This window comes from Phaeobacter sp. LSS9 (genome assembly GCF_003443595.1).
GTDB lineage: Bacteria > Pseudomonadota > Alphaproteobacteria > Rhodobacterales > Rhodobacteraceae > Phaeobacter > Phaeobacter piscinae.
On the sequence record NZ_CP031956.1, the window covers coordinates 452,721 to 473,145 of the forward strand.

Genomic DNA, 20,425 nt, shown 5'->3' on the forward strand with positions numbered 1-20,425 from the left:
CTCTGTTGCCGACAGTCTATGACGTCTGCAGGTGTTCCCCCGGTCACATTTTTGTGGTCCCCGACAGGCTCTTGGGCTGGCGCGCGTCAGGCCACGCGGCGAAACCCGGTGATCAACTGGCGCAGCCCCAATGCAGCCCCGGCGAAGATCGACAGGAAGGTCACCGGCGCCGACAGCGACAATAGAGAAAACGCACTCAGCCCCTGACCAATAGTGCAGCCCATGGCCAGCACGGCGCCAATCCCCATAATTGCGGCCCCGATGATCTGGCGGCGCAGCTCTCGCGGATCATCGCAGGCTTCCCAGCGGAAATGCCCCTTGATCAGCGAGCCGATGAAGGCGCCCAGCCAGACACCGCTGACCGAGCCGACAGCAAAGCTGATCGGGCGCAGGCTGCCGGTCATGGTCCACATGATGGTCTCTCCCAGCGGCGCGGAAAACGAATGCGAGACAACAGGCACCGCGTCAAAACCGGTGCGCGCGATATAGCTGCTGCCCGCCCAGCCGCTGACAACGGCAAGCGCCACCAGCGCCGCCCAGCCGATGGCGGCAGGGGCCTCGCGCACCTCCCGCCCCGAGATGGAAAACAGCAGGATTGCCCCACCAATGGCAAAGCCGATGGGTGTGAGCGCCAGCCCGAGCCGATCGGCCAGATGATGTGCAATTCCTGCAGGCAGGTCGTCGGTGATGGGATCCTGAAAAAAGATCAGGTTGCGAAAGGGGGCGAGGGGGCCTGACAACACCACAAAGGTGGACACCCCCATCACCAGAACAATGACAAAACTGCGCAGATCGCCGCCGCCGAGACGTGCAATGGCGCCATATCCACACATCCCGCTGAGCGCCATTCCGTAGCCAAAGAGCAGCCCGCCCGTGATTGAGGCCAGCGGCATCCAGCGGATGGCGAGGTATTGCGATTGCACCGGTTCAAACCAGCCCAGTGCAATCAATCCGAAACTGCCAAGGATTGCCATACCGATGGCCATGCCCCACATCCGCATACGCAAGGAAGAGCCGCCATAGAGCAGATCCTCAATCGCGCCCAGCGTGCAGAAGCGACCCAGCCGCGCAGTCAGCCCCAGAAGCACGCCACCAAACAGCCCCAGAAGGGCGGTCAGATGCGTGTCGCTGATGAGATCGGACAGGGCTTCGGGCATCAGAGGCGGGCTCCGCCGGTTTCAGGTCTGCGGGGGTGGCCGAACATGACGGCTCCGCAAACGAAACCGGAATGGCCGGTCGCTGCGGTCAGCCGTCTTTGCAGAACAGCTCATAGACCACTTCGAGAATGCGGCGCGGGCGGTCATCGGCCAGCCGGTAGTAGATGGCCTTGCCCTCACGACGAGGAATGACCAGGCCTTCGAGGCGCAGGCGTGACAGCTGCTGTGAAACAGCGGCCTGCCGTGCGGACAGCAGTTCTTCCAATTCGGTGACCGATTTCTCACCCGATACCAAATGGCACAGGATCATCAGGCGCCCCTCATGGCTGATGGCCTTCAGAAAATTCGAAGCACGGGTGGCGTTGTCCACCATCGTGTCGAGATCTTCGGGATCCATATCGGCGGAAAACTGTGGCAGGGCCATATCGGTGTTCTCTCCTGGTTCAACCATTGGTGGCCAAGGGGGCGGTGGTCTGGTCGGGGGCGCTGTGCGAGGAGCCTGTCGGCACGAAACCGGCATGTTCCTGCAGTAGCCCGGTGATCAACGGCCAGAAGAAATCCTCTCCCGGATAGCCTTCCAGTCTGGCCATTTCATGCCCGTCTTCAACGATCAAGAAGGTTGGCGTGAATGTGACCCGGCGTGACAGGGTCAGATCCTCCGGCATCGCGCGCAGATCGGCCCGGCGTAGCGGGGCAAAGCGACCTTCGGCGGTTTTGGGGTAAATCGGCGCAATCTCGGCGTCCCAGCGCGCGCACCAGGCGCAGCCGGGTTGCTCGACCATCACCAGTTCCGCGGCATCGGCAGTCTTAGCCAAAATGCCCGTCGTCGCCAAAAGGGCCAACGCCGCCAGGGAGGCACTGGCAGCGCGACGAATGCGGTGCAGTAGGGGTATCAGAGGGGTGAAGGCCATGATTGTTGGGTCTCGATGATCAGCTGTGTGTCCGTGATGCGCTAGTGGCGGGCCAAAGTCGGGCCATTGACGGCCCGGTCTGGTCGGTGTCTATATGTACTACGTAATTTGAATATGTGAATAGTACAAGTTTCACAGAGCAGACTGTGCCCTCAGGACGTCGGCGGGCGCTGCCACCTCTGCCACGCACCCGCGGCGATCTCGTTCGTGTCAGCAATTGGCGGGACATCGCTGTCGGTGCGGCGCGGCGATCACGGTCTGAACAGGTCGAACACATATGGTCGCAAGGGACCCAAGAACATGCTGGAAATTTCCCTGTTTGGGGCTGTGATTGCCGGGCTTTTGTCGTTCTTCACCCCCTGTGTTCTGCCGATGGTGCCGTTTTACCTGTCCTACATGGGCGGGCTCTCCATGGCTGAGCTGCGCAGCGAAGATGACATTGCGCCAGGCGCGCAGCGTCGGCTGGTGCTGGCGTCGATCTGTTTTGCCGCTGGCGTGACCACCGTGTTTGTACTGATGGGCATGGGCGCCACTGCGCTGGGGCAGTTGTTCGGGCAGTATCTTGATATCCTTGCCTATGGGGCGGCGGCCCTGCTGCTGGTGTTTGGTCTGCATTTTCTCGGGGTCGTGCGCATTCCGCTGCTGTACCGCGAAGCCCGGGTTGAGAGTAGCGCGTCGCCCGCGACCTATGCCGGGGCATATATGATGGGGCTGGCTTTCGGCTTTGGCTGGACGCCCTGTGTGGGGCCTGCCTTGGCCTCGATCCTGATGATCGCCTCTGGCATGGGCGATATCTGGCGTGGTGGGCTGCTGTTGCTGGTCTATGGCGCGGCGATGACCGCACCTTTTGTGATCGCAGCCCTGTTTGCGCGTCCGTTTCTTGGCTTTGTGGCGCGCCACCGGGCGGCCTTTGCCTGGGTGGAGAAGGGGATGGGGGTCATGTTGATAGTTTTTGCGGTGCTGATCGCGACCGGCAGTGTGCGCTATATTGCCGAGGCGATGATCCGCTGGTTTCCTGCCTTTACGAACATTGGCTGATCAGTGGTGCGCCGTGCGTCTATTGTGAACCTGAACGGGAGGATGAGAGATGAGACGATTGTGGATTGCCGTGCTGTGGCTGCTCTGCGCCGGGCCCGTTTTGGCAGTAGAGCTGGGCGACGATGGCCTGCACAAAACCCCCTGGATGCGCGAGACCTTCAAGGATCTGCGCGAGGATCTGGAGGAGGCCAACGCCGAAGGAAAACGGCTGGTTCTGTTCTTTGAGCAGAGAGGCTGCATCTACTGCACCAAAATGCACGAGGAGGTGTTTCCCAAACCTCAGATCAGCAGCTACATCGCGGACAATTTCTTCGTCGTGCAGCTCAATCTTTATGGTGATGTGGAGGTGACGGATTTCGACGGCGAAACCCTGTCCGAAAAGGATATGGCGCGCAAATGGGGCATCCTGTTTACGCCGACCATGATGTTCCTACCCCAAGAGGTGCCCGCGGTTCCGGCCCCTCAGGCGGCGGTGTCGATCATGCCGGGGGCCTTTGGCGTTGGAACCACGCTGGACATGTTCACCTGGGTTAAGGAAGAGCGCTACAATCTTGATAACGGTGAAGATTTCCAGCGTTATCATGCCCGTCGCATTCAGGAGCGCGACAACGGCTCTGCTGATTGAGGGGCTGCGTGCCCCGTGCCTGACATGCCAGCCAACCTGCAGCAGCTGCGTGTTGCGACCTCTCTTGGGCGGGTCATATGAAACGACATAATAAAATTCAAATTACTGAATTTGATGTTGCGTAAAGCGGGTGAGGTCGCCTAGGGTAACCGCCAGCGAAGCACGCCAAAAGCGCGTGGGAGCCAATGGGAGGAAACATGAAGCAAATATCTCTGACACTGGCAGCTTGTCTGGCCGGGACAGTTGCGTTTGCCGCTGAGATTGCGCCGAAAGACGTCGGCTACGACGAAGATGGCGCCGTTGCCGCATCGCTCAGCGGGGCTGCCGGGGATGCCGCCAGTGGCGCATTGCTGGTTGGCGATAAATCCAAGGGCAATTGCGTGGCCTGCCATCAGGTGACCGCGCTGTCCGATGTGCCATTCCACGGCGAAATCGGCCCCGCGCTTGACGGTGCAGGCAGCCGCTGGAGCGAAGCCGAACTGCGCGGCCTCGTGGCCAACGCCAAGATGACATTCGACGGTACGATGATGCCGGCCTTCTACAAGGTCGATGGCTTCATTCGTCCGGGCGATGCCTACACGGGCGAGGCGGGCACTGAGCCGCTGCCGCCCATCCTGACCGCTCAGGAAATCGAAGATGTGGTCGCATTTCTTGCGACCCTGAAAGAAGACTGACGCAAAAGACCGGGATCTTTTTGCGCCATCAACGTCAAAGGAGACATACGATGGAGTTCTCACGTCGCGACACACTTGGTCTTGGCCTTGGGGCCGCTGCTCTGACCATGCTGCCCCTGCGTGTCGTTGCTGCAACCGAGGATCGGATTGCAGAATTCACCGGTGGTGCGAAGATGGCCGACACCGGCCTGACACTGACCGCGCCGGAAATCGCTGAAAACGGCAATACGGTTCCAATCGCGGTCGATGCCCCCGGTGCCACCGCCATCATGATTCTGGCGACCGGCAACCCGACCCCTGGCGTGGCGACCTTCGCCTTTGGCCCGCTGGCTGCCAGCCAGTCTGCCTCCACCCGGATCCGCCTTGCAGGCACGCAGGATATCGTGGCCGTAGCCAAGATGGCCGACGGCAGCTTTGCCAAGGCCAGTTCCACCGTCAAGGTAACCATCGGCGGCTGCGGCGGCTAAGCGCGACCTGTCATTCAGGCTCACCCCATAGATATCAGGAGTTTACGACATGGCATCCGGTGTAAAACCCCGCGTCAAAGTCCCCAAGAAAGCAGCCGCAGGCGAAGCGGTGACCATCAAGACGCTGATCAGCCACAAGATGGAAAGCGGTCAGCGCAAAGACAAGGAAGGCAATGTCATTCCACGGTCGATCATCAATCGCTTCACTTGCGAATTCAACGGCGAGAGCGTTGTCGATGTGACCATGGAACCTGCCATTTCCACCAACCCGTATTTCCAGTTTGATGCGACCGTCCCCGAAGCGGGCGATTTTGTCTTCACCTGGTATGACGACGACGGGTCGGTCTACACGGAACAAAAGTCGATCGCGATCGGCTGATCCCTTCCGGATCCATAGGCAAACGCCCTGTCCGGGACACCGGGCGGGACGACCACCCAAGGGAGGAAACAACATGAACAATAAGGCAATCACTGCAATTGCCATGGCGATGGCGCTGCCTGTCGCGGCTTATGCCGAGGCAGATGACGACACGCTGGTCGTCAACGAAGAGATTGAAATGGTCACCAAGACCACGGCACCTGGCCATATCTCTGACGCGCTGGACGAGGTGATGTCGGGCTGGCATTTCCGCTCGGACGAGACGCAGGCGCTGCAAATGGATGATTTTGACAACCCCGCGATGGTGTTTGTCGATCAGGCCATTGATACTTGGTCCAAGGTTGAGGGCACCGCGGAGAAATCCTGCGCTTCCTGTCACGACGATGTCGAGGAAAGCATGGCAGGTGTCCGCGCGGTCTACCCCAAGTGGAACGAGGACGCAGGAGAGATCCGCACCCTTGCGATGCAGATCAACGACTGCCGTGAGAGCCAGATGGGCGCCGATAAGTGGAAATACACCGGCGGTAAAATGGCGGCCATGGAGGCGCTGATTTCAGTGCAATCACGTGGGATGCCGGTGAATGTGGCCATCGACGGACCGGCCCAGTCCACCTGGGAGCAGGGCAAGGAACTCTATTATACCCGCACGGGTCAGCTGGAACTCTCCTGCGCCAATTGCCATGAGGACAACTATGGCAACATGATCCGCGCCGACCACCTGAGCCAGGGGCAGATCAATGGTTTCCCGGTCTACCGGTTGAAGAACACCAAGCTGAACACCGCCCATGCGCGGTTCAAAGGCTGCGTGCGCGACACCCGCGCGGAGACTTACAAGCCGGGGTCGGCTGAGTTCGTGGCGCTGGAGCTCTATGTGGCTTCTCGGGGCAATGGCCTCTCGGTCGAGGCGCCGTCTGTCCGTAACTGATCTAGCGTGGCCCCGTATCAGCAATGGTACGGGGCGCGTTTCCACTTATTTCATTCAAACATGCGAATATATCGCATGTCTCAGTAGAAAGATAACCCAATGATCTCGCGGCGTGATTTCATGCAGGTCTCCATGGCAGCCTCCGCTTTGGTCGGTGCCTCCGGTTTTGGCAACTGGGGTCGGTTGGCGGCCCAGCAGAAGCTGACACAGGATCAGCTTTTGCAGTTTGACACTTATGGCAATATCAGCCTGGTCCATGTCACCGATATTCATGCCCAGCTGAAGCCGATCTATTTCCGCGAACCGTCGATCAATCTGGGCGTTGGCGAGAACAAGGGCCAGGTGCCTCACATCACCGGTGCGGACTTCCGCAAGGCGTATGGGATCGCTGATGGCAGCCCCTCCGCCTATGCGCTGACCTACAATGATTTTACGTCGCTTGCGCAGGGGTATGGCCGCGTTGGCGGCTTGGACCGGGTATCCACAATTATCAATGCGATCCGGGCCGACCGCCCGGATGCGCTTCTGCTTGATGGCGGCGACACTTGGCACGGCTCCTACACCTGCCATCACACGGTCGGCCAGGACATGGTCAATGTGATGAACGCGCTGAAGCCGGATGCGATGACCTTCCACTGGGAGTTCACGCTGGGCTCTGACCGGGTGAATGAGATCGTGGAGGGGCTGCCCTTTGCGGCTCTTGGCCAAAACATCTTTGATGCGGAATGGGATGAGCCGGCTGAGCTGTTCAAACCTTATAAGTTCTTCGACCGTGGCGGCGCGAAGGTCGCCGTGATCGGTCAGGCCTTCCCCTATATGCCGATTGCAAACCCCGGCTGGATGTTCCCGGAATACTCCTTCGGGATCCGCGATGAGCATATGCAGGAGATGGTCGACGAGGTGCGCGCCGCTGGTGCGGATGTTGTCGTGGTGCTGTCGCACAACGGGTTTGACGTAGATAAGAAAATGGCCGGAGTGGTCAGCGGCATCGACGTGATCCTGTCGGGCCATACCCATGACGCGCTGCCCGAGCCGGTTCTGGTCGAGCAGACCCACATCATTGCCTCTGGCTCCAACGGGAAATTTGTCTCCCGCGTCGATCTGGACGTGCGCGATGGCCAGCTGATGGGGTTGCGGCATAAGTTGATCCCTGTGTTTTCTGATGTGATTGCGCCCGATCCGGTGATCACTCAGCTGATCGACGATCAGCGCGCCCCTTATGAGGCCGACCTGGCTGAAGTGATCGGACAGACTGATGAGCTGCTCTATCGGCGCGGTAACTTCAACGGGACCTGGGATGACCTGATCTGCGACGCGTTGCTAAGTGAACGGGAGGCCGATATCGCCCTGTCGCCCGGTGTGCGCTGGGGACCGTCCTTGTTGCCGGGCGATGACATCACCCGCGAGGATATCTGGAACGTCACCTCCATGAGCTATGGTGCCGCCTATCGCAATGAGATGACCGGCGAATTCCTAAAGGTTGTGATGGAGGATGTGGCCGACAATATCTTCAATCCCGATCCCTATTACCAGCAGGGCGGCGACATGGTGCGGGTTGGCGGCATGGGCTACCACATCGACATTACCAAGCCGCAGGGTGAACGGATCAGCAATATGACGCTGCTCAAGACTGGGGAAGCGATTGATCCGGCCAAGACCTACATCGTTGCTGGCTGGGCCAGCGTGAATGAAGGCACCGAAGGCCCGCAAATCTGGGATGTGGTCGAAAACCACATTCGTAAGATGGGCACCGTCACCCTTTCCCCGAACAATTCCGTACAGGTGTCGGGCGTCTAAGCCCGGCATCCGCCAAAAAATTTTACGCTGATGAATTCACGAAAGTGAATTTTTCGATGTAAGGAGACGATCAGAGATGAACGACAAACCGAAACAAACCAGCCCTTCACGCCGCCAGTTTCTGGCCGGTGCTGCGGCGGTCGGGGCAGGGGCGGTGACGGGCCGCTCGGCACAGGCCGCGACCCCTGATCCGCTGATCACCGAGGTGCAGGACTGGGCCTCTGGTCTGGGCGACGGAGTGGATGCGACGCCCTATGGCTTGCCCATTGAGTATGAGGCAGATGTGATCCGGCGCAATGTGGAGTGGCTGACGGCGGACACCATCTCGTCGATCAACTTCACCCCGATCCACGCGCTGGACGGCACCATCACCCCGCAGGGCTGCGCGTTTGAGCGGCACCACTCGGGCGCGATTGAACTGCGCAAGGAAGACTACCGGCTGATGATCAACGGGCTGGTCGATACCCCCTTGGTGTTCACCTATGCGGATCTGGAGCGTTTCCCGCGCGAAAACCGCGTCTATTTCTGCGAGTGTGCGGCGAATTCCGGCATGGAGTGGGCGGGCGCGCAGCTGAATGGCGCGCAGTTCACCCACGGTATGATCCACAATATGGAGTATTCCGGTGTTCCGCTGCGCACTCTGCTGGAGGAAGCGGGTGTAAACCCCGCAGGCAAATGGGTCTACGTGGAGGGCGCGGATGCCTCCTCAAACGGCCGCTCCATCCCGCTGAAAAAGGCGATGGATGACGTGCTGGTCGCCTTCAAGGCCAATGGCGAGGCGCTGCGCAAGGAGCATGGCTATCCCGTGCGCCTGGTGGTGCCGGGCTGGGAGGGCAATATGTGGATCAAATGGCTGCGCCGGGTTGAGGTGATGGACCAGCCGGTCGAAAGCCGCGAGGAAACCTCGAAATACACCGATACGCTGGCTGACGGCACCAGCCGCAAATGGACCTGGGAGATGGACGCGAAATCCGTCGTCACCAGCCCCAGCCCGCAATCGCCGATCAAACATAGCACGGGGCCGCTGGTGATCACAGGGTTGGCCTGGTCGGGTCGTGGTGCGATCACCGGGGTTGATGTGTCGGTAGATGGCGGCAAGAGCTGGCAGGAGGCACGTCTGGCGGCTCCCGGCACGGACAAGGCGCTGACGCGCTTTTACCTCGATACCAACTGGGACGGCTCCGAGATGTTGCTGCAAAGCCGTGCCCGCGACGCCTCCGGCTACGTGCAACCGACCAAGGCGCAGCTGCGCGAGGTGCGAGGGCTGAATTCGATTTATCACAACAACGCCATCCAGACCTGGTGGGTCAAGGCAAGTGGGGAGGCGGAAAATGTCGAAGTTTCCTAAGCTTATCACAGCAACAGCCGTTGCAGCGGCTTTGGCGGTTCCGGTTTATGCAGAGGGGTTTGGCCTGGGCCGTCCTGCCATGCCGGAGGAAATCGCTGCCTGGGATCTGGACGTTGCCCCTGACGGCACCGGCCTGCCGGAAGGGTCAGGCGATGTGTTCACCGGCGAAGAGGTCTTTGCCGAGAAATGCGCCGTCTGCCATGGCGACTTTGCCGAAGGTGTCGGCAACTGGCCCAAGCTCGCAGGTGGGCAGGGCACATTGGATCATGATGATCCACTGAAGACCGTCGGCAGCTACTGGCCCTATCTCTCTACCACTTGGGACTATGTGAACCGGTCCATGCCATTTGGCGATGCGCAGTCGCTGACCCCGGATGAGGTCTATGCCATCGTGGCCTATATTCTCTATTCCAACGATCTGGTGGATGATGAATTTGTGCTGTCGGATGCGACCTTCGCCGATGTGGAGCTTCCCAATGTGGATGGATTCGTCTTGGATGACCGGCTGGAGGCGGAGAAGCACTTCTGGAACCCGGAACCTTGCATGGAGAATTGCAAGGACGGCGTTGAAATCACCATGCGCGCCATGGTGCTGGATGTGACGCCTGAGGAAGACCGGGCCGAAGCACCCGCCGACGTCGAACCGGTTGAGGACACAGCAGCCGAGCAACCCGCAGAGGTCCCTGCCGACGTGGTTGTTGCCTTGGACCCGGAACTGGTCGCCAAGGGCGAGAAAACCTTTCGTAAATGCAAGTCCTGCCACCAGATCGGGGCGGGGGCCAAATCGAAAACCGGTCCGATCCTGAACGGGATTATCGGCGCGCCGGCGGCCCATGTTGAGGGGTTCCGTTACTCAAAAGCAATGAAAGCCGCTGCCGAGGGTGGTTTGGTCTGGGATGAGGCCGAACTTGCCGCGTTTCTCGCCAAGCCGAAGAAATACATGAAGGGCACCAAGATGTCCTTTGCGGGACTGAAGAAAGACGCCGATATCGAGGCGGTGATTGCCTATCTGAAAGCCGCTACTGCCGAATGACGCCGGGGGCATCGCCCTGCACACCACCTCCGCAACCGACAGGGGCGGGGGTGGTTTCATTTCAGGCGCGTCGATCCTGTGTCACATGTCTCTGGGCCCTTGTTTTGCGCAGGCCCTTGCGATACTTACGCCGGTTCTTTCTGAGCGACAGGTGCCCGACATGACCCATCCCAACACCCTTGGTATCGACTTTGGCACCTCGAACTCCGCGGCGGGTGTCGCCGTGAACGGGCGCCCTTGGCTGATTGAGGTCGAGCCGGGGGAAACCACCCTGCCGACGGCGGTGTTCTTTGACATAGACAGCCGCAGTATGATCATCGGGCGCCGGGCCACACGGGCACTGATCAACGGCGACGAAGGGCGGTTTATGCGCGCCTTGAAAAGCCTGCTTGGCACCCCCTTGATGCATGAAAAACGCCGTCTGAACGGAGAACTGGTTGATTTCGTAACCATAGTGGCACGGTTTTTGGCAGCGCTGAGGACGCGTGCCGAGGTGGCCACCGGACAGACCTTCACCCATGCGCTGTCCGGCCGCCCGGTGTTGTTCCACAGCAAGGATGCCACCCGCAATGCACAGGCAGAGGTGGATCTGCGCGCCTGCTATATGGCGGCAGGGTTTGAGGATGTGCGCTTCATGCTGGAACCGGAGGCGGCTCTGCGGTCGGCCCGCGCGCAATCCGGTATCGGGCTGATCGTCGATATCGGCGGCGGCACCTCGGATTTCACCGCGTTTGAGCAAACCACAGAGGGCACGACCCGCATTCTGGCCTCTCACGGTGTGCGCCTTGGCGGGACAGATTTTGATCGGCAGCTGAGCATTGATCACGTCATGCCGCTTCTGGGCCGGGGCAGTGCTATTCGCAACAGCTTCGGCGGTGGCAGCCTGCCCGCACCTAATCGGTTGTTCAACGATCTGGCGACTTGGCAGATGATCCCATTCCTCTATGCTGCGGATAGCCGCCGGGCCGCACAGGATCTGGCGCGCAATGCCGAGGAGCCGGAAAAACTGGCGCGCTTGCTATCCGTGCTGGAGGATGAGCTGGGCCATGATCTCGCCTTTGCGGTGGAGCGGGGCAAAATTGCGGCCAACCAACCGGGAGAGCGTAGTGCGGTGATTGATCTGAAAGTGCTGGAACGGGGCCTGTCGGTGCCGCTGGCTGCTGAGGGTCTTCAACGCAGCCTTGCCGCCGATATCGCCGAGATTACCGCCTGTGCCCAGGAAACCCTGTGCCGCGCCGATTTGCGCGCGGAGCAGGTTTCGCGGGTGGTGCTGGTGGGCGGCTCAGCCCTGTTGAAGGGGGTGCAGCAGCAGATGCAGCAGCTTTGCCCAAAGGCGGAACTTTACGCCGAAAACGCGATGACCGCCGTGGCGGATGGTCTGGCGTTGGCATCCGGCAGCGTCTTTGCCTGAGCGAGGGTAAGGGCATCGACGCGAGCAAGGGGAAAAACGCTGATCCTGTGACTGGCTTTGATGCGGAAATCCGCTAGACTGGAAACCCATTTCCCAAGCGTTGGACCCAGGTTTTTATGATTTTCCAGTTGTTTCGTCGATCTCTCTCACAATCTGTTACGGCCAATACCCGCAAAGAAACAGCGCAGCGGCGGGCAGGGGGATGGTTAGCCACCACTCTGTCTGCGGCGCTACTGTGTGGTCTGCCGTACACCGCTATGGCCGCGACCTGCGGCAATACCTCTGCCGGATTTGACAGTTGGAAACGCGACTTCGCCGCTGAGGCCAAACGGGCCGGCGTGCGCCAGGCCGGGCTGAATGCGCTGGCCAACACAACCTACGCCCGTCGCACCATTGCTGCGGATCGCAACCAGAAGAGCTTTCGCTACTCTCTGGAGAAATTCATGCAGATCCGTGGCGCCAATACGATCATTGCACAGGGGCGCAAGCGGAAGGCACGCAATGCCGACTTCTTTGCCGCGTTGGAACGTAAATACGGCGTGCCTGCCGGGATCCTGATCGCCATCCATGGTATGGAAACCGCCTTTGGCAACTACATGGGCGATAGTCAGGTGGTCTCTGCCATCGTCACACTGACCTATGATTGCCGCCGTTCTGAGTTTTTCAAACCCCATGCCATTGGCGCGCTGAAACTGGTGGATCGTGGTGCGATCACCGGCGCGACCAAAGGGGCTAAACATGGCGAATTGGGCCATACCCAGTTTTTGCCCGGCAATGCGCTGAACTATGGTGTCGACTGGGACGGCAACGGGCGGGTGGATTTCTACAACATGGGCGATGCGCTGGCCTCAACCGCCTATTTTCTACGCAAGAAAGGCTGGAAACCGGGACGCGGCTATCAGCAGGGCGAGCCCAACTATAAGGTGCTGAAACAGTGGAATGCGGCAACGGTCTATCAGCAGTCCCTGGCGATCATGGGGCGCAAGATCGACGGCTGACCGGGCCAAATAACAGCTGTTACCGCAAGGGCTGTTTAGTTCCAGCCTTTGCGGAAAAAATGCGGGCTGGCGCCGAATTTGCGTTTGAACTGGCGCGAGAAATGCGTGGCACTGTTGAATCCGGACGCCAGCGCGATCTCTGTGACGGACATCGATGTTTCATTCATCAGCGCAAACGCATGGCTGAGGCGCATGTCGAAATAGACATGCATCGGGCTTTGGTCGAGATAGCGGGCAAACAGCCGCTCCAGCTGGCGGCGCGAAATGTCCAGCCGATCACACAGCTCCCCAATGGACAGCGGTTCCTCAATCGATTCCTGCATCAGTTGCAGCGCGTTCAACAGGCGCTGGTTGCGGCTGCCAATGGCAACAGCATAGTTGGATTTCTGCGGCGTACTCTGACCGCCGGTGCGCACATGCAGGCACATATCCGCCACGATGATCGCCAGCTGTTTGCCGTGGCGGTCTTCGATCAGGTTCAGCATCATATCCGTGGCTGCATTGCCGCCGCCACAGGTCATCAGCGTATCGCTGATCTCAAAGATCCGGGGGGAGGGCAGCAGATCCGGGTAGCGTTCGACAAACCCAGGCTGGTTTTCCCAATGGAGGGTGAAGCGATGATCGCCCAGCAACCCGGCCTGCGCCAGAGCAAAGGCGCCGGTGCAGATCCCGCCGATGGAACGGCCAAACCGGCGCTCGCGTCTGAGCCAGTTCAGCACCGCGTCACTGGCGGCATTCTGCGGCTCCACACCGGAACAGACAAAGGCCAAGGCGTCCCCCGGAAGCGGTCCCATCGGCAGATCGGGGGTGATGGTCATCCCATTGGAGCATTGGATCGGCGTGCCGTCGGGCGTCATCACATACCAGCGATAGAGCTGCGTGTTGGTCACCTGATTGGCAATGCGCAGTGGCTCCACAGCGGCCGCAATCGGCAGCATCGTCGCCTTTGGCAACAACAGGAAATAGAAATCCTGAGGCTCCCCGTCAAAGGGGATGGTCAGATTGGCCGAAGCCCCTTTTTGCACAAAATAATCGTCGATCATATTGGGGAGCCTGTAACACGCCGGTTTCGGTTGGGTCTGTGATCTATGCTAGTTAACCCCGATCTGCGGCTTGCATCCAACGTTTTGCGACGGCGGGACTGCGGTTTTCGACGCCGACCGGACTGTTTGCGCCATCGCGGCCGCCGGTTCGGGGCTGGCCACAACGGAAGGCAAAAACAAACACCGCCCCTTGCAGCCCAAATGTGCCGGCACTAAGACTCAGGTAATACTCAGTCGGCTATGATGCCGACACAATCCAAAGCAGGCAGGTCAATATGGTCGATCCAAGAGAAACATACATGAACACGCTGGTGCCGATGGTGGTTGAGCAGACCAGCCGCGGTGAACGCGCCTATGATATCTTTTCCCGCCTGCTGAAGGAGCGGATCATTTTTCTGAATGGTCCGGTTCACGACGGGATGAGCTCGCTCATCGTGGCGCAGTTGCTGCATCTTGAGGCAGAAAACCCCTCGAAAGAGATTTCGATGTACATCAACAGCCCCGGCGGCGTTGTGACCTCCGGCCTGTCGATCTACGACACCATGCAGTACATCAAACCGAAGGTCTCGACGCTGGTGATTGGTCAGGCGGCCTCCATGGGCTCGCTCCTTCTGACCGCTGGCGAGGCCGGCATGCGCTTCTCGCTGCCCAACAGCCGCGTGATGGTTCACCAGCCCTCAGGTGGTTTTCAGGGTCAGGCAACGGATATCATGATCCACGCCGAAGAGACGCTGAAGCTGAAGAAGCGTCTGAACGAAATCTACGTCAAGCACACCGGTCAGGAATACGACAAAATCGTGGACGCGCTGGAGCGCGACAACTTCATGTCGCCTGAGGATGCAAAAGACTTCGGTCTGATCGACGAAATCGTTGAAAACCGCAGCAAGCTGGACCCAGAGGACAGCTGATCAGCGGTGTGAGCTGACAAGTGTGCCCCGTCGTCATCGGGGCACACTTTGCGATTGTGGCGGCTGTGCCGGTGGCATAAGCTGCCAATATTACGGGTGGCGCAGGAGGCGCATGCACGCCCCGGACGGAAAGGTAGACCATGGCAACGAACTCAAGCGGCGACAGCAAGAACACGCTTTATTGCAGCTTCTGCGGCAAGAGCCAGCATGAGGTGCGCAAGCTAATTGCGGGCCCAACCGTGTTCATCTGCGACGAATGCGTCGAATTGTGCATGGACATCATCCGCGAAGAGACCAAGGCCTCTGGCCTGAAATCCACCGACGGTGTGCCCACACCGAAGGACATCTGCGAAGTTCTGGACGACTATGTGATCGGTCAGGCCATGGCAAAGCGGGTGCTGTCGGTTGCGGTGCACAATCACTACAAGCGCCTGAACCACGCCCAGAAGGCCGGTTCGGACATTGAATTGTCGAAATCCAACATCCTGCTGATCGGCCCTACTGGTTGCGGCAAGACGTTGCTGGCGCAGACGCTGGCGCGGATTCTGGATGTGCCCTTCACCATGGCCGATGCCACCACCCTCACCGAGGCGGGTTATGTCGGTGAAGATGTTGAAAACATTATTCTGAAGCTGCTGCAGGCGTCGGAGTACAATGTCGAACGCGCGCAGCGCGGCATTGTCTATATCGACGAGGTCGACAAGATTACCCGCAAGTCGGAAAACCCGTCGATCACCCGCGATGTGTCGGGCGAGGGGGTGCAGCAGGCCTTGCTGAAACTGATGGAAGGCACCGTAGCCTCGGTTCCGCCGCAGGGCGGGCGCAAGCATCCGCAGCAGGAATTCCTGCAGGTTGACACCACCAATATCCTGTTCATCTGCGGTGGCGCTTTTGCTGGTCTGGATAAGATCATCAAGCAGCGTGGCAAGGGCTCTGCCATGGGCTTTGGCGCGGATGTGCGTGATGACAGTGATGCGGGTGTGGGCGAAACCTTCAAGGATCTGGAGCCGGAGGATCTGCTGAAATTCGGTCTGATCCCGGAATTCGTCGGCCGCCTGCCGGTTCTGGCGACGCTGGAAGATCTGGACGAAGATGCGCTGATCACCATCCTGACCAAGCCGAAGAACGCTCTGGTCAAACAGTATCAGCGTCTCTTTGAACTGGAAGACACCGAACTGGACTTCACCGACGAGGCGCTGAGCTCCATCGCGAAGAAAGCGATCGAACGCAAAACCGGCGCCCGTGGGCTGCGCTCCATTCTGGAGGACATCCTGCTCAACACCATGTTTGAGTTGCCGGGCATGGACAGCGTCGAAAAAGTGGTCGTCAACGAAGAGGCCGTGACCTCTGACGCACAGCCCCTGATGATCCACGCTGACGCCGAAAAAGAGCCGGCCACAGCGGGCTGAACCTAAGCGCGACACGTGTTCAACGCGTGACGATTGATTTCAGGCGGCGCAGGGGGAACCCTGCGCCGTTTTTCTATGACGAAGGACAGTTGTGATGATCAGACGTATCTCCTCAGGTGGTGAATTTGAGGCCAAGATAGGATATTGCCGCGCGGTGGTTGCAGGCGGGTTTGTGCATGTCGCGGGGACCGTGGGGCAGGGCGATGATGTGGTGGCGCAGTGTCAATCGGCGCTCGACACCATTGGTGCTGCATTGGCTGAGGCGGGCGCCAGTTTTGCCGATGTGGTGCGGGTGAATTACTACCTGCCGGATCGGGCAGACTTCGAACCCTGCTGGCCGTTGTTGGCGCAGACCTTTGGCGACAACCCGCCTGCTGCCACGATGATTGAATGCGGGTTGATCGACCCCAAGTTTCGGATCGAGATTGAGGTCACGGCTCTGGCGCCGGGCTAATGCGGCGTCGACAGAGCAGGGACGGCTAGAATTCGAAGGCACGCATCGGTGCCGTTTCTTTGCGCCGTCGGTCCATCAACTGTTGTAGCTCGCTTTTCTCCGGTTCCGGCTCAAGGCCCAGCACAGTTTTCGCGGCGGTCAGTGTCTTCTCTGTCATCTTTTGCCAGTCTCCGGTCTCTGGTTCGGTCAGGCGGATTGTCTTTGCCCCCTGATGGGCGCGGTTGCCGTGGATCATCAGGCTGGTAACCTGCATCAGATCCAGAACGGCAACACTGACAATAAGGGTCGCAACCAGAGAAAGGATGAAGCGCACGCGCGGCCTCGCTATCGGATGTTAAGATTTCGAGATCAACATGGGCCGCAATTGTGGCCTGTTTGTGCACTTGTCCAAGAAGTTTTGCGACAATCCCCACGGGCGGGTGCGGCGTGTCTGGACCTTGGCGGCAAATTGCGCCATATCAGAAGCGAAATTTTCGGAGGAACCGATGGGAATCCTGAACTCTCTCTTGCGGGCTGTAACCTGGTGGAACGGCTCGACCTTGAATACGCGTATTTTCACCGCCCGTAAGGGGCTCAAGGTGGGCGAAGACGATCAGGGCAACGTGTTTTACCGCAATGCCGATGACAGCAAGCGCTGGGTGATGTTCAACGGCGAGGTCGAGGCCTCCCGCATTGGCGCGGATTGGCATGGCTGGCTGCACCGCACCTTTGACGAGGTCCCGTCGGAAAAGCCGCTTGCCCATAAATCCTGGGAAAAGCCGCATCAGGAAAACCTGACCGGCACCATGCTGGCCTATGCGCCGGCCGGGTCGATCCGGGCCGCAGGCGCCCCGAAGGAACGCAGCGACTATGAGGCGTGGTCGCCGGAGTAAGTCCGGCCTATCCATGTGAGACAGCAGCGCCGGGATATGGCGCTGATCGGTTGGCAGGAACGTCGACCCATCCAAGGGCAGGGGCTGAAACAGCATGTCGCATAACACTACTGAGGTTCTGGCAGGTGGGCTGGTTCTGGCCGCCGCAATCGGATTTGCCGTCTATGCGGGGCAGGCCGCGGGTCTGTCTCGGGCCGGATCAAGCTATGAACTCAATGCCTCCTTTCGTTCACTGGAGGGGGTCAGCGTCGGCACCGATGTGCGCCTTGCCGGTGTCAAGATTGGCACCGTGACCGGGGTTGATCTGAACCCACAAACCTTCCGCGCGGATACCCGGTTTTCGGTGAAAGATGGGATTGAGATCCCGGATGACAGCGCGGTGGTGATTTCCTCCGAAGGTCTGTTGGGTGGCAATTTTGTCGAGGTAATGCCGGGCGGATCGCCCTTTGCCTTTGAAGCAGGTGATGCGGTGGAAGATACCCAAGGCGCGGTCAGTCTGATCTCGCTTCTGGTAAAGTTCGTCGCAGGTGGCGGGGACGAAGGCTGATGCGTCTGCTCTCGGCAGTCTTGGCATGTGGATTGAGCATTGGCACCGCCTTTGCGCAGGGCGCTGCGGAAACGGGCAGTTCGGCTGTTCTGCGTGGTCTCGACAAGGTCAACGGTCAGACACAGGATCTGGAAATTCCTGTCGGCGGCAGCGCGGAAATTTTTGGCGTGATCGTCAGTCTGCGGGAATGCCGCTATCCGGCGGACAACCCGACGGGCGATGCCTATGCCTATCTGACAGTGCGTAACCCCAATGATGCCACAGTGTATTTTGACGGTTGGATGATCGCCTCAAGCCCGGCGCTGAATGCGTTGGATCACAGCCGTTACGACGTTTGGGTCATGCGCTGCACCAGCACCTGAGGATCGGGCAGCTCAACAGCGGTGAAGTCTGCGGCGATATCCAGCGCGTCGCGCAATTGGCGCCGATAGCTGGCACGGGTGATTTCGATCGCCCCGAGCGAGGCCAGATGCGGCGTCAGAAACTGCGTGTCGCAGAGCGTGAACCCTGATTGCTGTAAGCGGTCCATGAGATAGGCCAGTGCAATCTTGGACGCGTCACGCCGCCGTGAGAACATGCTCTCACCAAAAAATGCACCCCCCAGCGCAACGCCGTAGACACCGCCCGTCAGCGCGCCAGCATGGTAGACCTCAAGCGAATGGGCGTTGCCCTGATTGTGAAGGTCAATGCATCTGGCGCGAATTTCCGGGTTGATCCAGGTTTCTTCGCGATCCGCGCAGGCGTCCAGCACAGCTGCAAAATCCCGGTTCACTGCGATCTGATACCCGCCCCGACGCAGGGTTTTGGTCAGGGATCGTGACAGGTGAAAGCCGCCAATGGGAAAGACGCCACGCCGCTTGGGATCTACCCAGAACACCTCCGGGTCATCCCGGCTTTCAGCCATTGGAAAGACGCCGACAGAATAGGCGTGCAGCAGCAGGTCTGGCGTGAGGGTCATGGCGTTAGTCTAAAACGGGAGTGGGTAGACACGGAACCGGAAAAACGTGCCGCGCAAGGCAAAGTTCTGGCCGGTGCAGGAAGGAAGAAAGGGCGGCCCGTTGGACCGCCCCGATCTCTTAGGCGTTGCCGAGGTTGGTTTCCAGCCAATGCTCCAGCCAGTGAATATTATACTCACCGGTGTGGATGTCTTTTTCCTCAAGCAGCGCGTGGAACAGCGGCACGGTGGTGTCGACACCATCCACGATCAGCTCTCCCAAAGCGCGGCTCAGACGGGCCAAGGCCTCGGGCCGGTCGCGACCATGCACGATCAGCTTGCCGATCAGGCTGTCGTAATAGGGCGGGATCGAATAGCCGTCATAAAGCGCCGAATCCATGCGCACGCCCAGACCGCCTGGGGCGTGATACTGGGTGATCTTGCCAGGGCAGGGTGCGAAGTTCGGCAGTTTTTCTGCGTTGATCCGCACTTCGATGGAGTGACCGTTGATCTCCAGATCGTCCTGGCTGAAGGACATCGGCAGCCCCTCGGCTACGCGGATCTGCTCGCGCACCAGATCGACACCGAAGATGCCCTCGGTCACCGGATGTTCCACCTGAAGTCGGGTGTTCATCTCGATGAAATAGAACTCGCCGTTCTCATAGAGGAATTCGATGGTGCCGGCGCCGATATAGTTGATCTTGGCCACGGCCTCGGCACAGGTTTTGCCGATGCGGGCGCGCTCCTCAGGGGTGATGCAGGGGCCTGGGGCCTCCTCAAACACCTTCTGGTGGCGGCGCTGAAGCGAACAATCCCGCTCGCCCAGATGCACGGCCTTGCCTTTGCCATCGCCGAAGACCTGGATCTCGATGTGGCGCGGCGTGGTCAGGTACTTTTCGATATAGACCTCATCGTTGCCAAAGGCGGCCTTGCCCTCGGCGCGCGCCGTCATGAAGGCCTGCTCCATGTCGGCAGCGGTCTTGGCCACCTTCATGCCGCGACCACCCCCACCGGCGGTGGCCTTAATGATCACGGGGTAGCCGATGTCTTCGCCGATCTTCTTGGCAGTTTCCAGATCTGGCACACCGCCGTCAGAACCGGGAACACAGGGAACGCCGAGGTCCTTCATCGTGTCCTTGGCGGTGATCTTGTCACCCATGACGCGGATGTGTTCGGCGGTCGGCCCGATAAAGGTCAGCCCGTGATCCTCAACGATCTGCACGAAGTTGGCGTTTTCCGACAGGAAGCCATAGCCGGGGTGGATCGCCTGCGCGCCGGTGATCTCGCAGGCGGAGATAATGGCCGGGATCGACAGGTAGCTTTGTGTTCCGGAAGGCGGGCCAATACAAACGGATTCATCGGCCATGCGCACATGCATAGCATCCGCATCTGCGGTGGAATGTACGGCAACCGACTGGATGCCCATTTCCCGGCAGGCGCGGATCACGCGCAGGGCGATCTCACCGCGGTTGGCAATCAGGATCTTGTCAAACAT

The 20,425-nt window shown here is 59.7% G+C and carries 24 protein-coding genes; 17 read left to right on the forward strand and 7 right to left on the reverse strand.

Translation table 11 applies throughout. The features are described from left to right. Nucleotides 1-86 precede the first annotated feature (86 nt). The 3 genes from D1820_RS02215 to D1820_RS02225 all read right to left on the reverse strand — a co-directional run bounded on the left by D1820_RS02215 (nt 87) and on the right by D1820_RS02225 (nt 2,068). Nucleotides 87-1,157, reverse strand: coding sequence for a YeeE/YedE family protein (locus D1820_RS02215; protein WP_118067725.1), 1,071 nt, complete (start codon nt 1,155-1,157; stop codon nt 87-89). Nucleotides 1,158-1,245: 88 nt separating this feature from the next. Further along, entirely contained in the window at nt 1,246-1,581 is a 336-nt protein-coding gene (locus D1820_RS02220; RefSeq protein WP_014879745.1) for a helix-turn-helix transcriptional regulator, read from the reverse strand. Nucleotides 1,582-1,600: 19 nt separating this feature from the next. Continuing rightward, nucleotides 1,601-2,068, reverse strand: coding sequence for a hypothetical protein (locus D1820_RS02225; RefSeq protein WP_118067726.1), 468 nt, complete (start codon nt 2,066-2,068; stop codon nt 1,601-1,603). A 300-nt stretch (nt 2,069-2,368) separates the two neighbouring features. Between D1820_RS02225 and D1820_RS02230 the strand changes: the two genes are divergently transcribed. The 11 genes from D1820_RS02230 (at nt 2,369) to D1820_RS02280 (ending at nt 12,763) form a co-directional block, all read left to right on the forward strand. Beyond that, a complete protein-coding gene (locus D1820_RS02230; RefSeq protein WP_118067727.1) occupies nt 2,369-3,106 on the forward strand; it encodes a cytochrome c biogenesis CcdA family protein in 738 nt (245 codons plus the stop codon). A gap of 49 nt (nt 3,107-3,155) precedes the next feature. Next, complete coding sequence (locus D1820_RS02235) at nt 3,156-3,731, forward strand: thioredoxin family protein (RefSeq protein ID WP_118067728.1); 576 nt, start codon at nt 3,156-3,158, stop codon at nt 3,729-3,731. Nucleotides 3,732-3,928: 197 nt separating this feature from the next. After that, nucleotides 3,929-4,405 (forward strand): sulfur oxidation c-type cytochrome SoxX, encoded by a 477-nt coding sequence (gene soxX, locus D1820_RS02240; protein WP_040173172.1) that lies wholly within the window; start codon nt 3,929-3,931, stop codon nt 4,403-4,405. A gap of 50 nt (nt 4,406-4,455) precedes the next feature. Next, nucleotides 4,456-4,872: a thiosulfate oxidation carrier protein SoxY gene (gene soxY, locus D1820_RS02245; RefSeq protein WP_118067729.1), complete on the forward strand. Its 417-nt coding sequence runs from the start codon at nt 4,456-4,458 to the stop codon at nt 4,870-4,872. Nucleotides 4,873-4,921: 49 nt separating this feature from the next. Beyond that, nucleotides 4,922-5,251, forward strand: coding sequence for a thiosulfate oxidation carrier complex protein SoxZ (gene soxZ, locus D1820_RS02250; protein ID WP_014874370.1), 330 nt, complete (start codon nt 4,922-4,924; stop codon nt 5,249-5,251). Nucleotides 5,252-5,324: 73 nt separating this feature from the next. Then, nucleotides 5,325-6,176: a sulfur oxidation c-type cytochrome SoxA gene (gene soxA / locus D1820_RS02255; RefSeq protein ID WP_118067730.1), complete on the forward strand. Its 852-nt coding sequence runs from the start codon at nt 5,325-5,327 to the stop codon at nt 6,174-6,176. Between the two features lie 99 nt (nt 6,177-6,275). Continuing rightward, a complete protein-coding gene (gene soxB / locus D1820_RS02260) occupies nt 6,276-7,973 on the forward strand; it encodes a thiosulfohydrolase SoxB (RefSeq protein WP_118067731.1) in 1,698 nt (565 codons plus the stop codon). 76 nt (nt 7,974-8,049) lie between these two features. Further along, nucleotides 8,050-9,321: a sulfite dehydrogenase gene (gene soxC / locus D1820_RS02265; RefSeq protein ID WP_118067732.1), complete on the forward strand. Its 1,272-nt coding sequence runs from the start codon at nt 8,050-8,052 to the stop codon at nt 9,319-9,321. Then, complete coding sequence (locus tag D1820_RS02270; RefSeq protein ID WP_118067733.1) at nt 9,305-10,354, forward strand: c-type cytochrome; 1,050 nt, start codon at nt 9,305-9,307, stop codon at nt 10,352-10,354. Before soxC ends, D1820_RS02270 begins: the two co-directional genes overlap by 17 nt. 160 nt (nt 10,355-10,514) lie before the next feature. Further along, nucleotides 10,515-11,765 carry an Hsp70 family protein gene (locus D1820_RS02275; protein ID WP_118067734.1) on the forward strand — a complete coding sequence of 417 codons (1,251 nt, stop codon included), beginning with the start codon at nt 10,515-10,517 and terminating at the stop codon, nt 11,763-11,765. 257 nt (nt 11,766-12,022) lie between these two features. Then, complete coding sequence (locus D1820_RS02280; RefSeq protein WP_254683345.1) at nt 12,023-12,763, forward strand: lytic transglycosylase domain-containing protein; 741 nt, start codon at nt 12,023-12,025, stop codon at nt 12,761-12,763. 35 nt (nt 12,764-12,798) lie between these two features. Here D1820_RS02280 and D1820_RS02285 read toward each other — a convergent pair whose 3' ends face one another. Further along, on the reverse strand, nt 12,799-13,806 hold the full coding sequence (locus D1820_RS02285; protein ID WP_118067736.1) for a GlxA family transcriptional regulator: 1,008 nt from the start codon (nt 13,804-13,806) through the stop codon (nt 12,799-12,801). A gap of 275 nt (nt 13,807-14,081) precedes the next feature. On the opposite strand from D1820_RS02285, the gene D1820_RS02290 reads away from it, so the two are divergent. From D1820_RS02290 to D1820_RS02300, 3 genes are all read left to right on the forward strand, one after another. After that, a complete protein-coding gene (locus D1820_RS02290) occupies nt 14,082-14,714 on the forward strand; it encodes an ATP-dependent Clp protease proteolytic subunit (RefSeq protein ID WP_040178225.1) in 633 nt (210 codons plus the stop codon). 140 nt (nt 14,715-14,854) lie between these two features. Next, nucleotides 14,855-16,123: an ATP-dependent Clp protease ATP-binding subunit ClpX gene (gene clpX / locus D1820_RS02295; protein ID WP_040173193.1), complete on the forward strand. Its 1,269-nt coding sequence runs from the start codon at nt 14,855-14,857 to the stop codon at nt 16,121-16,123. Between the two features lie 94 nt (nt 16,124-16,217). After that, the gene (locus D1820_RS02300; RefSeq protein ID WP_118067737.1) at nt 16,218-16,577 is read left to right on the forward strand and encodes a RidA family protein; all 360 of its coding nucleotides are present in this window, start codon (nt 16,218-16,220) and stop codon (nt 16,575-16,577) included. A gap of 25 nt (nt 16,578-16,602) precedes the next feature. Here D1820_RS02300 and D1820_RS02305 read toward each other — a convergent pair whose 3' ends face one another. Then, entirely contained in the window at nt 16,603-16,890 is a 288-nt protein-coding gene (locus tag D1820_RS02305; protein ID WP_118067738.1) for a hypothetical protein, read from the reverse strand. A 172-nt stretch (nt 16,891-17,062) separates the two neighbouring features. Here D1820_RS02305 and D1820_RS02310 point away from each other — a divergent pair, with 172 nt between their 5' ends. From D1820_RS02310 to D1820_RS02320, 3 genes are all read left to right on the forward strand, one after another. Continuing rightward, the gene (locus tag D1820_RS02310; protein WP_014874382.1) at nt 17,063-17,449 is read left to right on the forward strand and encodes an NADH:ubiquinone oxidoreductase subunit NDUFA12; all 387 of its coding nucleotides are present in this window, start codon (nt 17,063-17,065) and stop codon (nt 17,447-17,449) included. Between the two features lie 94 nt (nt 17,450-17,543). Continuing rightward, the gene (gene mlaD, locus D1820_RS02315; RefSeq protein ID WP_014879763.1) at nt 17,544-17,996 is read left to right on the forward strand and encodes an outer membrane lipid asymmetry maintenance protein MlaD; all 453 of its coding nucleotides are present in this window, start codon (nt 17,544-17,546) and stop codon (nt 17,994-17,996) included. Further along, nucleotides 17,996-18,358, forward strand: coding sequence for a DUF2155 domain-containing protein (locus D1820_RS02320; protein WP_102897133.1), 363 nt, complete (start codon nt 17,996-17,998; stop codon nt 18,356-18,358). Before mlaD ends, D1820_RS02320 begins: the two co-directional genes overlap by 1 nt. Here the strand turns inward: D1820_RS02320 and aat are convergent. Continuing rightward, nucleotides 18,322-18,954, reverse strand: a complete 633-nt coding sequence (aat, locus tag D1820_RS02325; protein ID WP_118067739.1) for a leucyl/phenylalanyl-tRNA--protein transferase — start codon at nt 18,952-18,954, stop codon at nt 18,322-18,324. The genes D1820_RS02320 and aat overlap by 37 nt on opposite strands. A 118-nt stretch (nt 18,955-19,072) precedes the next feature. Further along, nucleotides 19,073-20,425, reverse strand: coding sequence for an acetyl-CoA carboxylase biotin carboxylase subunit (accC, locus tag D1820_RS02330; protein ID WP_040178231.1), 1,353 nt, complete (start codon nt 20,423-20,425; stop codon nt 19,073-19,075).

Excerpts from the sequence above, each read along its gene's own strand:
- D1820_RS02280 (WP_254683345.1), top strand. The coding sequence starts at position 12,023 with ATGGCCGCGACCTGCGGCAATACCTCTGCCGGATTTGACAGTTGGAAA.
- soxZ (WP_014874370.1), top strand. The coding sequence starts at position 4,922 with ATGGCATCCGGTGTAAAACCCCGCGTCAAAGTCCCCAAGAAAGCAGCC.
- D1820_RS02285 (WP_118067736.1), bottom strand. The coding sequence starts at position 13,806 with ATGATCGACGATTATTTTGTGCAAAAAGGGGCTTCGGCCAATCTGACC.
- D1820_RS02230 (WP_118067727.1), top strand. The coding sequence starts at position 2,369 with ATGCTGGAAATTTCCCTGTTTGGGGCTGTGATTGCCGGGCTTTTGTCG.
- soxX (WP_040173172.1), top strand. The coding sequence starts at position 3,929 with ATGAAGCAAATATCTCTGACACTGGCAGCTTGTCTGGCCGGGACAGTT.
- soxY (WP_118067729.1), top strand. The coding sequence starts at position 4,456 with ATGGAGTTCTCACGTCGCGACACACTTGGTCTTGGCCTTGGGGCCGCT.
- soxC (WP_118067732.1), top strand. The coding sequence starts at position 8,050 with ATGAACGACAAACCGAAACAAACCAGCCCTTCACGCCGCCAGTTTCTG.
- clpX (WP_040173193.1), top strand. The coding sequence starts at position 14,855 with ATGGCAACGAACTCAAGCGGCGACAGCAAGAACACGCTTTATTGCAGC.
- D1820_RS02270 (WP_118067733.1), top strand. The coding sequence starts at position 9,305 with ATGTCGAAGTTTCCTAAGCTTATCACAGCAACAGCCGTTGCAGCGGCT.
- D1820_RS02215 (WP_118067725.1), bottom strand. The coding sequence starts at position 1,157 with ATGCCCGAAGCCCTGTCCGATCTCATCAGCGACACGCATCTGACCGCC.
- mlaD (WP_014879763.1), top strand. The coding sequence starts at position 17,544 with ATGTCGCATAACACTACTGAGGTTCTGGCAGGTGGGCTGGTTCTGGCC.
- D1820_RS02220 (WP_014879745.1), bottom strand. The coding sequence starts at position 1,581 with ATGGCCCTGCCACAGTTTTCCGCCGATATGGATCCCGAAGATCTCGAC.
- accC (WP_040178231.1), bottom strand. The coding sequence starts at position 20,425 with ATGTTTGACAAGATCCTGATTGCCAACCGCGGTGAGATCGCCCTGCGC.
- D1820_RS02225 (WP_118067726.1), bottom strand. The coding sequence starts at position 2,068 with ATGGCCTTCACCCCTCTGATACCCCTACTGCACCGCATTCGTCGCGCT.
- D1820_RS02310 (WP_014874382.1), top strand. The coding sequence starts at position 17,063 with ATGGGAATCCTGAACTCTCTCTTGCGGGCTGTAACCTGGTGGAACGGC.
- D1820_RS02320 (WP_102897133.1), top strand. The coding sequence starts at position 17,996 with ATGCGTCTGCTCTCGGCAGTCTTGGCATGTGGATTGAGCATTGGCACC.
- D1820_RS02275 (WP_118067734.1), top strand. The coding sequence starts at position 10,515 with ATGACCCATCCCAACACCCTTGGTATCGACTTTGGCACCTCGAACTCC.
- soxB (WP_118067731.1), top strand. The coding sequence starts at position 6,276 with ATGATCTCGCGGCGTGATTTCATGCAGGTCTCCATGGCAGCCTCCGCT.
- D1820_RS02290 (WP_040178225.1), top strand. The coding sequence starts at position 14,082 with ATGGTCGATCCAAGAGAAACATACATGAACACGCTGGTGCCGATGGTG.
- soxA (WP_118067730.1), top strand. The coding sequence starts at position 5,325 with ATGAACAATAAGGCAATCACTGCAATTGCCATGGCGATGGCGCTGCCT.
- aat (WP_118067739.1), bottom strand. The coding sequence starts at position 18,954 with ATGACCCTCACGCCAGACCTGCTGCTGCACGCCTATTCTGTCGGCGTC.
- D1820_RS02235 (WP_118067728.1), top strand. The coding sequence starts at position 3,156 with ATGAGACGATTGTGGATTGCCGTGCTGTGGCTGCTCTGCGCCGGGCCC.
- D1820_RS02300 (WP_118067737.1), top strand. The coding sequence starts at position 16,218 with ATGATCAGACGTATCTCCTCAGGTGGTGAATTTGAGGCCAAGATAGGA.